12 protein-coding genes are annotated in these 10528 nt (G+C 40.5%); 6 read left to right on the top strand and 6 right to left on the bottom strand.

Annotated features, from left to right (window positions below; all coding sequences use genetic code 11):
- Nucleotides 1–107 precede the first annotated feature (107 nt).
- Both AC4OGX_RS15950 and uraA read left to right on the top strand, forming a co-directional pair.
- Complete coding sequence (locus AC4OGX_RS15950; RefSeq protein WP_493331606.1) at nt 108–1115, top strand: dipeptidase; 1008 nt, start codon at nt 108–110, stop codon at nt 1113–1115.
- A 125-nt stretch (nt 1116–1240) separates the two neighbouring features.
- On the top strand, nt 1241–2500 hold the full coding sequence (gene uraA / locus AC4OGX_RS15955; protein WP_493331607.1) for a uracil permease: 1260 nt from the start codon (nt 1241–1243) through the stop codon (nt 2498–2500).
- Between the two features lie 114 nt (nt 2501–2614).
- Here the strand turns inward: uraA and AC4OGX_RS15960 are convergent, their stop codons facing one another.
- Nucleotides 2615–3838, bottom strand: coding sequence for an argininosuccinate synthase (locus tag AC4OGX_RS15960; protein WP_493331608.1), 1224 nt, complete (start codon nt 3836–3838; stop codon nt 2615–2617).
- A gap of 330 nt (nt 3839–4168) precedes the next feature.
- Between AC4OGX_RS15960 and AC4OGX_RS15965 the strand changes: the two genes are divergently transcribed.
- Nucleotides 4169–4786 carry a sigma-70 family RNA polymerase sigma factor gene (locus tag AC4OGX_RS15965; RefSeq protein ID WP_493331609.1) on the top strand — a complete coding sequence of 206 codons (618 nt, stop codon included), beginning with the start codon at nt 4169–4171 and terminating at the stop codon, nt 4784–4786.
- Nucleotides 4770–5831: a DUF4179 domain-containing protein gene (locus AC4OGX_RS15970; RefSeq protein WP_493331610.1), complete on the top strand. Its 1062-nt coding sequence runs from the start codon at nt 4770–4772 to the stop codon at nt 5829–5831. The genes AC4OGX_RS15965 and AC4OGX_RS15970 overlap by 17 nt, the downstream gene beginning before the upstream one ends.
- 221 nt (nt 5832–6052) lie before the next feature.
- Here AC4OGX_RS15970 and AC4OGX_RS15975 read toward each other — a convergent pair whose 3' ends face one another.
- From AC4OGX_RS15975 to AC4OGX_RS15995, 5 genes are all read right to left on the bottom strand, one after another.
- A complete protein-coding gene (locus AC4OGX_RS15975) occupies nt 6053–7192 on the bottom strand; it encodes a tyrosine-type recombinase/integrase (RefSeq protein ID WP_287845796.1) in 1140 nt (379 codons plus the stop codon).
- A gap of 168 nt (nt 7193–7360) precedes the next feature.
- A complete protein-coding gene (locus AC4OGX_RS15980; RefSeq protein ID WP_493331612.1) occupies nt 7361–8230 on the bottom strand; it encodes a hypothetical protein in 870 nt (289 codons plus the stop codon).
- 108 nt (nt 8231–8338) lie between these two features.
- Nucleotides 8339–8824, bottom strand: coding sequence for a hypothetical protein (locus AC4OGX_RS15985; RefSeq protein ID WP_287845790.1), 486 nt, complete (start codon nt 8822–8824; stop codon nt 8339–8341).
- A gap of 62 nt (nt 8825–8886) precedes the next feature.
- Nucleotides 8887–9318 carry an ImmA/IrrE family metallo-endopeptidase gene (locus AC4OGX_RS15990; RefSeq protein ID WP_493331613.1) on the bottom strand — a complete coding sequence of 144 codons (432 nt, stop codon included), beginning with the start codon at nt 9316–9318 and terminating at the stop codon, nt 8887–8889.
- Between the two features lie 4 nt (nt 9319–9322).
- A complete protein-coding gene (locus AC4OGX_RS15995; RefSeq protein ID WP_287845784.1) occupies nt 9323–9745 on the bottom strand; it encodes a helix-turn-helix domain-containing protein in 423 nt (140 codons plus the stop codon).
- 213 nt (nt 9746–9958) lie between these two features.
- Between AC4OGX_RS15995 and AC4OGX_RS16000 the strand changes: the two genes are divergently transcribed.
- Together AC4OGX_RS16000 and AC4OGX_RS16005 are read left to right on the top strand one after the other, a co-directional pair.
- Nucleotides 9959–10144 (top strand): helix-turn-helix domain-containing protein, encoded by a 186-nt coding sequence (locus AC4OGX_RS16000; protein ID WP_493331614.1) that lies wholly within the window; start codon nt 9959–9961, stop codon nt 10142–10144.
- Nucleotides 10145–10232: 88 nt separating this feature from the next.
- On the top strand, nt 10233–10457 hold the full coding sequence (locus AC4OGX_RS16005; protein WP_493331615.1) for a hypothetical protein: 225 nt from the start codon (nt 10233–10235) through the stop codon (nt 10455–10457).
- Nucleotides 10458–10528: the final 71 nt, after the last annotated feature.

Consider the following 10528-nt stretch of genomic DNA (forward strand, 5'->3'; position numbering starts at 1 on the left):
TAGTTTGACAGCAAAAGAACCGTACACTAATATGTTGAATATAGGGTATGTAAAAGGATGGGAAAATATACCTTTCGTCAGAAGCAGAATAGAAAAGGAGAGCAGTAATGATGAATTTAGCAGACATGCATTGCGATACGATCAGCCAGTTGATGGGACGTTCCTCAGAAGAGAATTTAAGGAATAACAATCTCTGTATCAATATTGAAAAGATGGAGAAGGCGGGAACACTGGTACAGTTTTTTGCCTGTTTTGTCTATGCGGTATCTTATGAAACAGACAGAGGGGCAGGCCCGAAGAAGGCAGTGATGGAAGGGATCAGCCCGGATGCGTGGGACAGAGCCTGGCAGGCGGTTTTAGAAATGACAGAGAGAATCGAGAAGGAGCAGAATGATAAGCTTAAGGTAGCGCATTCCTATGAGGAAGTCTTAAAAAACAAGGAGAACGGCATGATCTCAGCGGTTAAGACTGCAGAGGAGGGCGGGATTCTAAACGGCAGCCTGTCGAGACTTCATACATTGTATGACGCGGGGATCAGATTGATCACCCTGACATGGAATTACGCGAACTGCCTGGGATATCCTAACAGCCGGGAGTCATGTGTCATGGAGAAGGGACTGACAAGTTTCGGGATGCAGGCAGTAGAAAGAATGAATGAGCTGGGAATGCTGGTGGATGTGTCGCACTTGTCGGACGGTGGCTTTTGGGACTGTATCCGAGTCAGCAGTAAGCCGATCTGTGCGTCCCATTCCAATGCCCGTGCTCTGTGTAACCATCCGAGAAATCTGACGGATGAGATGCTTAAAGCGCTGGGAGAACAGGGCGGGGTGGCAGGTCTTAATTTTTACCCTGCATTCCTATGCAATGGCAGGATGGCGGTGGTGGATGATATTGCACGCCATGCAGTACATATGATCCGGGTCGGAGGGGAAGATGTGGCTGCGATCGGAACGGATTTTGACGGGTTTGACAATGAGCCTGGTGAGGGATGGATCAACGATGTATCGGAGATGGAAATGGTATGGGAGGCGATGAGACACAGAGGGATCACACCCCGCCAGCTTGATAAGATCATGTCTGAAAACGCACTGCGGGTGATCCGTTCGGTAATGTAGTCTGCTTCTTAGCTTTTATTGATGAGAAAAAAGAAGGAGAAAACGAAACAACCAGGTCTTTTAAGAACGGAACGTTTATGATACAATAGAGAACGATAATGTGAATAAGAGAAGTGGAGGGCTATATGGAGAGTCGAAGAATTATTCAGGTTGAAGAAAAAGTTCCATTTAAGATGCTTGTGCCGCTGAGCATCCAGCACATGTTCGCGATGTTCGGAGCATCTGTATTGGTTCCGTTTGTATTCGGGATTAATCCGGCCATTGTATTATTTATGAATGGGATCGGCACACTGTTATTTATTTTGATCACAAAGGGAAAGGCACCGGCATATTTAGGCTCCAGTTTTGCATTCCTTGCACCGGCAGGGATCGTTATCAGCAAATGGGGCTATAATTATGCCCTGGGTGGTTTTGTAGTAGTCGGATTCTGCGGCTGCATTCTGGCACTGGTCATCTACAAATTCGGTTCGGACTGGATCGATGTTGTACTCCCTCCGGCAGCTATGGGGCCGGTCGTTGCGCTGATCGGCCTGGAACTGGCAGGTACAGCGGCTTCCAATGCAGGGTTAAAGGATGAGGTGGTTAACCCTAAGAATGTGATTGTATTCTTAGTTACGCTGCTGACCGCTGTGATCGGATCTGTCGTGTTCCGCAAGTTTTTATCTGTTATCCCGATCCTGATCGCAATCATCGCAGGGTACGTGGCAGCGCTTTTGTGCGGAATCGTGGATTTCAAAGAAGTGGGACAGGCCGCCTGGTTTTCACTGCCGAATTTTGCCACACCGAGATTTAAATGGGAGGCTATCGTTATCATCCTGCCGGTATTGCTGGTAATCGCATCCGAGCATATCGGGCATCAGATCGTGACCAGCAAGGTAGTTGGAAGAGATCTGCTGAAAGATCCGGGGCTGCACCGCTCCCTGTTTGCGGATAATTTTTCCACGATGATCTCTGGTTTTATCGGCTCCGTTCCGACAACAACTTATGGAGAAAACATCGGAGTCATGGCAGTCACAAAGGTTTACAGTGTCTATGTGATCGGCGGGGCGGCGGTACTGTCTATCATCTGCTCCTTTATCGGTAAGATGACAACAATGATCAGTACGATCCCGGGTCCGGTTATCGGTGGAATCTCATTTTTGCTCTACGGTATGATCGGTGCATCCGGTATCCGTATTCTTGTAGAAGCTCAGGTGGATTATGGAAAGTCAAGAAATATGGCAATGACTTCTGTCATTTTTGTAACAGGTCTCTCGGGGATTTCCGTTCAGTTTGGAACGATCCAGCTTTCAGGAATGGTACTTGCCTGTGTGGTTGGAATGATGATGGGACTGATGTTCTTTGTATTGGACAAGCTGAAACTGACCAATGACAGGGAAGAGTAAGCGTTTTGGTTTCTCCTACAGAAAATAATTCCAGAAGGATACAGATGAAAAATAGGCTGAGGAACGCATTTTTATAGCGTTTCTCAGCCTATATATGTTATTTAGTTTTGAGGCTTATTGCTGATCATGCTCCTGCATCTTCATAGCGCGCACCTTAAGCGGCAGTCCAAACAGGTTAATGAATCCTTCTGCATCATGGTGGTCATACAGCTCGCCTGTTGTAAAGCTTGCCAGCGACTCGCTGTAGAGTGAGTATGGTGAGGTGGTTCCGGCTTTGATGATATTGCCTTTGTAAAGCTTGAACTTCACTTCTCCGGTCACATACTTCTGTGTCACTTCGATGAATGCCTGTACTGCCTCGCGAAGTGGTGTGAACCATTTTCCTTCATATACGATCTGTGCAAGCTTGTTGCCCATATCTTTCTTTACTTCGTATGTTGCACGGTCAAGAACAAGCTCTTCCAGCTGATCGTGTGCTTCCATCAGGATCGTTCCGCCAGGAGTCTCATAAACACCGCGGGATTTCATACCTACGACACGGTTCTCTACGATGTCTACGATACCGATCCCATGTTTTCCGCCCAGTGCATTTAACTCAGTAATAATCTCAGAAACCTTCATTTCTTTTCCGTTCAGGCTCTTCGGTACACCTGCCTCGAATGTCATCGTTACATATTCGCCTTCATCCGGTGCTTTTTCAGGAGTTACACCCAGTACTAACAGGTCGTCGTAGTTTGGCTCATTTGCCGGATCTTCCAGTTCCAGACCTTCATGGCTGATGTGCCACAGGTTACGGTCACGGCTGTAGCTGTGCTTTGCATCAAACGGAAGATCGATTCCATGCTGATGGCAGTATTCGATCTCATCCTCACGGGACTGCATGGTCCATACATCAGTCATACGCCATGGAGCAATGATCTTGATGTCGGGAGCGAGTGCTTTGATCCCCAGTTCAAAACGGATCTGGTCGTTTCCTTTCCCAGTAGCGCCGTGGCAGATTGCGGTAGCGCCTTCCTTGCGGGCGATCTCAACCAGCTTTTTGGCGATGATCGGGCGTGCCATGGAAGTTCCAAGTAAGTATTTGTTTTCGTAAACAGCGCTTGCCTGAACACATGGAACGATAACATCGTCACAGAATTCATCAATAATATTCTCTATGTATAATTTAGAAGCACCTGATAATTTAGCTCTTTCTTCTAATCCGTCCAACTCTTCACCCTGTCCGCAGTCGATGCAGCAGCAGATAACTTCATAATCAAAATTTTCCTTTAACCAAGGGATGATCGCGGTGGTATCAAGTCCGCCTGAATACGCTAAAATAACTTTTTCTTTACTCATTTTATTTGCCTCCTAATGCATTTCACTTGTATTATAATATATCTATCTCATCGAGCGCTGCTCGAAATAAGACATTCCTATTGAACTGTTATTGTTCAACGAGCTAACACATACTATACACCATTTTTTATAATTATGCAATAGAAAATGTAAAAAAATTCATTTTTTATGTAAGTTTTAATTAAATATGCATGTTGAGACCAAAAATATACAATGGTTATGCATAAAAATAATTTGATAAAATATTGTAACCAAATCTAAGGCTCCAGGGTCTAATAGGTGTAAAATAAAAAGCAGAGTCTAAAAGGGGAATTTCAAGCGCTGGACCTTTTGGAAAAAAACTGCTGCCGCGGTGATACAGAGTATCAAAAATCTTATTTTACCGGAAAGGAACAAAACAGACAGATGAATAAGGATGAAAAGCACCAAAGGCTGGTGAAAAAGGCAATACGGGGAAATGCGGAGGCTTATGGGCAGCTGATTTTAGAATACCAGACGTATCTATATAAAATGGCATTCCTGTCTATGAAGAACCAGGAAGATGCGCTGGATGTGGTCGGTACAACAGTGCTCAAGGGATATCAGAATATAAAATCACTGAGGAATGCAGAGCATTTTAAAACATGGATCACAAGAATTCTGATAAATGCGGCCAATGATGCGCAGAAAAAAATCGTATATTATAGTGATATAAATGAGGTACAGATTTCCGAAAGGAATAGAGGAGTGTCCCTGGAGGAACAGTATGATCTTCATGATGCGATAGAGCAGCTTCCCGAGAAGTACCGAACAGTTATAATCTTGAAATATTTCAGCCAAATGTCCGTGCATGAGATCGCATTTGTGCTGGAAGTACCAGAGGGAACGATAAAGGCGTATTTAAGCCGTGCACGGGATTTATTAAAAAAATATTTAAAGGAGGATTATATGTATGCTGACCATATTTGACAGAATCGAAGTACCGGAAAAGGAACTAAATAATGTGATAAATCAGAATCTGGATCAGGTTCACGTATTATATAAGAAGAAACGGAAAATGAAACTGCTGTCTGTCTGTACTGCAGCAGCGATACTATTGGCAGCGGGAGCCGGAATCTGCATCTCCAATCCAGTTATGGCAAGCCAGATCCCACTCATCGGACGTCTGTTTGATAAGGTACAGGATAAACAGCAGTATTCCGGGAATTACAGTAAAGATGCCCAGCCGGTGAAGGGAACAAATGTCAGTGAGGCAGAGGGCATTAAGGTGACTTTATCGGAATTGTACTGTAATACAGAGGCGTTGAATGTGTCCGTACTGGTTGAATCGAACGAGGCATTCCCCAAATATGCACAGGAAGGATATGAAGACCAGGGAGAAATGAAACAACAGATATTCATGGATGTCAGTCATAAATTCGATTTTATGGAAGATGAGGTAACCCAAGGGTATGAATATATGTGGGTGGTCGGAGAATTTCTGGATGATCATACATTTGCAGGCGCATTTCGAATTAATTTTAATATAGGAGATCTTTCTGCCGTAGAAATACCAGATTCGTTTCAATGGGATATGCATGTCAATCGAATAGAAGTTGGTAATGAAACTGGCAAAATTGAGACATTCTCAGATGCCGGCTGGGAATTATCGGCAAAAGTGACGATGGATACAGAACAAACGATTACAAAAGAGATTGATGATTTTGCGCCAACAGGACAAGGGATTGTATCGGTAACGAAGACGCCATATGAGATTATACTAAACGAAGTTGATGCAACAAAGGAAGGAGATATCAGATTCGTATTAGATGCGGATGGAAAGTATATGATGGATAAGCTGGGTATGATACCGGTGAAAGACCATAACGTATCTAAAATAACCGTTTACTATTTCCGTGAACCGGATGAAGAGAAGTATATACAGCTGCAGAAGCGCGTTGCCGAAGGAAACGAGCTGGAAGAATTTATGAGAGAAAATTCACTTTATCAGATTGAAATAACATTTGATGAATAAAAAATCGAATGAAAAAATCATAGAAGCCGGAATTTCGCAGGAGAAAATATCTGCGGAATTTCGGCTTTTTAACTGCTGGTTAAAATTTGTAAGAAAATAAGTATGCAGTAAAATCGGGGCGAGAATTCCGAAAAGCCTTGATTTTACTGCATTTGTTGCTTATAAAAGAGTCGCAAATAACACTCATAAAAATCAAATAAAATCAGACGGTTAGTAACAAGTTAGTAACAAATCTTTATCTTTTCAATTTCCTCTCTTAGCTTTTCAAGATCTCTGTGTCCATAGACCTTATTTGTAATATCATTTCCAAAACTATGACCGAGCATACGTTTTCGATCATTTTCCGCCACCTCATAATCCTCACAAAGTTTGGAAAATGTATGGCGGCAGTCATGAGGAGTATGTTTTTCTATCCCTAGAGTATTCAGCGTCTCATACATTGAGTTTCTGAATTTATCTGGGAATTCTATCAAAGAACCGTTGTTTCGCATTAAACGGCGTTTCACGAGGTCATATATACCAGAGTGTATCGGGACGATTCTGCCTTTACTGCTCTCGTTTTTTATGCCGCCTTGAAAGAACTTCTGTTCCAAGTCTATTTTTAGCGATTTGTATGCCGTAACTCTAAAACCGGAATAGCACATGATCAGTATCATTTCGACTATCTCATTATCTTTATTTTTCCAAAGCTTTTTAAGTTCGTTATATGTAAATGGAATTCCATGTTCGTCATCTTCCTCCTTATTTATTCGTACAAATTTGGCATAATTCTTCTCTGCTATGTCATTAGCCTCCGCGTATACATACATCTGTCTAAAGAGTACCAAAATAAGTTCTATAGATGATCGTTTTAATGTGCAGGAATCTATTACATCTTGAAGGTCCTTTTGCGTAAGCTGCGTAAAAGTTTTGTCATGAAGAGAGGATGCATTTTTATATGCAGCGCACATACTTCTCTCCATGCTGACCTTTTTGCCCATATGTCCATAATCCTGTTTGAATTTCTCCTTATAGTAGTCCATAAAGACTTCCGAAAAGGTTTTAAGTGATTTGGCTGCCTTTGTATTTTGATTGTACTGAGACAGAATCTTTTGTACCTGCATTTGGAGGTTATTACTATCATCCTGCAGTTCTGCCTCTCGTCCCGGATAATACTCACCGCGCTTATACCAGGTCAATACAGTGAATCCCTTGTACCAATCATCCACATAACAGAGAGCCTTGGGTGTTTTAGGGACTCCATCAAGAGTAAATTCCGTGGTTGGAGGATGTACAGCGTAGCAGTTTATACGGCCTGGACCGAGATATTTTATGCTGCCATATCCGTTTGGTAGTTTTGGGTGCTTTGCTCTTCTTGGCATGTATCATCATCCTTTCTTAAAAATGAGTATAAAAATAACAGCCATCGAAAATATGTTCCGATTGCATGGCTGCCCCAAAGATGATACAATGTATTTGTTCATAACACTTGTATATCTTCGGATGTACATTAAGCCGTTCCTGTTGGTAGCAGGGGCGGTTTTTATATTTTATTGGTCTATTTTATCAATATATACTCCAGGTATAGTAATAGTTCCACCTAATGTGGATGTGTATGATATTGTACCAACAGATGTTCCATAAATAGTTATGTAATCATCCTCAAGTATTCTCGAAGTTACTATTGATGATGAATATTGACCATACAAAATTGTGTCATAATTATCGTCTACAGCTAATCGAATTTGAATATCGCTACCATCTTCCATTACTTGAATAACTTTTCCGTAGAATTTTACCTTCTGACCAGTAAAATTATCAGGGGTTCTTGCTAACTGATCATATGTGATACCTGTTTCGTATCCTCTTGCTTCTTCTGCAGCTTTAGCAGCGGCAGCTTCAGCAGCAGCTTTTTCTTCTGCGGCTTTTTTTTCAGCAGCTACTTTTTCAGCCTCAATTTTTCTGGCTTCTGCTTCTTTTGTTTGCAGATCTTCGTAAGGTTCCATACGTTTTTTATACTCATTATACTCTGTTTCCATTTGTCTTAGTTTTTTCAATTCGTTTTCAGCCTTTTCGTTTGCTTTAGAAAGCGTATCATAGTCATTTTTGAGACTATTATAATCTTTTTCCGGTACTTTACCCGATAACGAAACCGCTAAGATAATTAGCAAAATACACCCAATAATTTCAATCATTAAACGGACAGGCTTTTTCTTTTTTTGCGGCTGTAGTTCCGGTTCTGGAAGGATAAATGCTTTTGATGTTGATCCTTCTGTCGATTTAGATACATTAGATGTACTTTCAGTTTTAGTTTCATTTTGTGACTTTGAATTTGAGTCTAGGACAGTTTCATTAACGGGCTTTCCACAGTTTGTGCAAAACTTTCCCTCAAATTCTGTTCCGCAGTTCGTGCATTTCATAAAATTTCCCCCTTTTTTATAGTGTCTTTTTGACATTTGAGTTATGTTAAGCTCTTGGGCATAACAACGTGTTCTTATGTTATTTAAATGTGACTATACTTAGTTCGATTATTCAATTTTTAATGTTATTTCATTGCTGTAATTATCATCATTTAATATATCAACTACAATACGCTTGGTTTCCATAGGTACGACAACAGGAAATGAACAATCAATGTTCTTATTTTCTTCTAAATCGACAACAGTTACGTCTTCACCTGGAAGTGCAAATTCAAAAAAGTCGAGCACTATTCCGTTTTCGTCTTTAACTCGTATATTTCCTTCAAAGTCGTAAGTTGATAGATAATAGTTGTCACCGGAGTCTGTTAATTTGATAGTGCAATCAATATAAACAATATCATTATCAGTATCCCCGTTAAACTCTTCAAGTAATGTTGTTCTTGTAGCGCCATTTATTGTAATGTCAGCACTAGCCCCCTTGGCTTTTATAGAATATGGTTTTCCGAAACTTAAGTTGTTATTATTTCCACATCCAACTAATAATGTCGATGATAAAATCAAAGTCAATGCATACTCAAATAGTTTCTTTTTCATAAAAATCTCCTTTTTTCTGTACCATTATAACACCACATATTGTTAATCTTTCCGGTATAACATCAAACAAAGTCTTTCATTCTTAATTCTATCATTTTTTTACTACAGCCAAAAAGACTAGATAACTGATCGGTCGTATAATCTAAGTACTCTCTTAAGTCTCTGTCAGAAATTAAAAGGTTCACGGCGAACCGATTAGCCTCCATCTCATATTTGCATGTATTAAGATGCGAACGTGAATCCAAAAACACGGCATTTGATTTTTTGTGCATTAACATATGCCCCAGTTCATGTGCACATACAAATAATGCTTCGTGTTCGGATAGGCGCTCATCTATGTAGATAATGCTATTACGTTGGAAATATTGATAAAATCCATTAACTCCCTCTAGTGGATAATATATCAGGATTACACCAAGTTGCTCTATTATTCTGAATGGATTTCTTGTCTCGCATTTTTCAACTATAGTTCTTACGATATTAGGTATATCCATAAAATCATTCCTTTTTTCGGTACTTTTTAGGAGTGTACTTCTCCTTATTTTTTTGTTTCGCCATTTCCATTCCTATTTTCATTGCGGATAAGATTGATTCAATAGCTTCTGGACTTGCTGGATCTCCGTCAAACATTAGTCCTTCTTGTTGCAATAACTGTTCGGTATTAGAGAGAATATTATTAATCTCTTTTTCATCTCGCTTGGTGAGTGTATGCGTTTCTTTTTTCTCATCCTCCTTTCCGGTCATAAGGTAATCTATTGTTACGCCAAAATAATCTGCTAATTTTTTTAATGTATCTGATTTAGGAGTAATCTTTCCCAATTTCCAGTCACTCAATGTAGATTGCGATACTCCGGTTTCTTTGCTCACTTTATACGCTGTTACTCCGTAAATGTGTAGTAATTTGCTAAAAATCTCATACATTTTTTGTCCACCTTTCACAAATTTAAGACGAATACTAAGTAAAAACGAAATAGTTGTTGACTACTCCGTTATAACGTAGTATAGTATGAGCATACCAAGTAAAAACGTAGTACTTGGATGCTACGGAAATATATATTACTTTGTCTGGTAAACGAAGTATATCATATTTCCGTAGTAATTACAATATTATACATATGGAAAGGTGGTGTAAAAGTGTACAAAAAATTTTCTGAATTATTGGCAAAATGCAACAAAACGGCATACCAAGTATCAAAAGATACTGGTATTGCACAGTCTGTTTTATCAGATTGGAAAAGAGGAATAAGTTCCCCTAAGGCTGATAAACTCAAAATCCTTGCAGATTACTTCGGCGTAACTATTGAATACTTCCTCGAATAGCGGGACAAGTACATTGTAGCATAACGTATGTCCTATAAAACGGACTTACATTAAAAAGGAAGAAATTACCAGAAGGAGGTGTGAAATTGTGCAGAAGGAAACCATAAGTATTTCTGCCGTAGCCCAGATTTTAGGCTGTAGCCAACAGTCTGTAAGGGAGCACATAAGGCAGGGCATATGGAACTTCGGAGAAGTGATCCCTAAAAAAAAGACAGGAAAGAAGCTGGATAGATTCGTAATATATCGCCGTAAATTTTACAGGCATATAGGTATTGAGGAGGAAAAAGCCCATGAGAAAACACAGGACGCGTGACCGCCCAGCTACATGCAAAGACTGCAGGGAGTACAAGCACTGCATGGAGGCAAGCAGGATGTACCCATGCA

It is taken from the genome of Faecalicatena sp., assembly GCF_058819085.1.

Bases quoted from the DNA above. Each gene is read 5' to 3' on its own strand.
- AC4OGX_RS15950 (WP_493331606.1), top strand. From the start codon at position 108: ATGATGAATTTAGCAGACATGCATTGCGATACGATCAGCCAGTTGATG.
- uraA (WP_493331607.1), top strand. From the start codon at position 1,241: ATGGAGAGTCGAAGAATTATTCAGGTTGAAGAAAAAGTTCCATTTAAG.
- AC4OGX_RS15960 (WP_493331608.1), bottom strand. From the start codon at position 3,838: ATGAGTAAAGAAAAAGTTATTTTAGCGTATTCAGGCGGACTTGATACC.
- AC4OGX_RS15970 (WP_493331610.1), top strand. From the start codon at position 4,770: ATGCTGACCATATTTGACAGAATCGAAGTACCGGAAAAGGAACTAAAT.
- AC4OGX_RS15975 (WP_287845796.1), bottom strand. From the start codon at position 7,192: ATGCCAAGAAGAGCAAAGCACCCAAAACTACCAAACGGATATGGCAGC.
- AC4OGX_RS15980 (WP_493331612.1), bottom strand. From the start codon at position 8,230: ATGAAATGCACGAACTGCGGAACAGAATTTGAGGGAAAGTTTTGCACA.
- AC4OGX_RS15985 (WP_287845790.1), bottom strand. From the start codon at position 8,824: ATGAAAAAGAAACTATTTGAGTATGCATTGACTTTGATTTTATCATCG.
- AC4OGX_RS15990 (WP_493331613.1), bottom strand. From the start codon at position 9,318: ATGGATATACCTAATATCGTAAGAACTATAGTTGAAAAATGCGAGACA.
- AC4OGX_RS15995 (WP_287845784.1), bottom strand. From the start codon at position 9,745: ATGTATGAGATTTTTAGCAAATTACTACACATTTACGGAGTAACAGCG.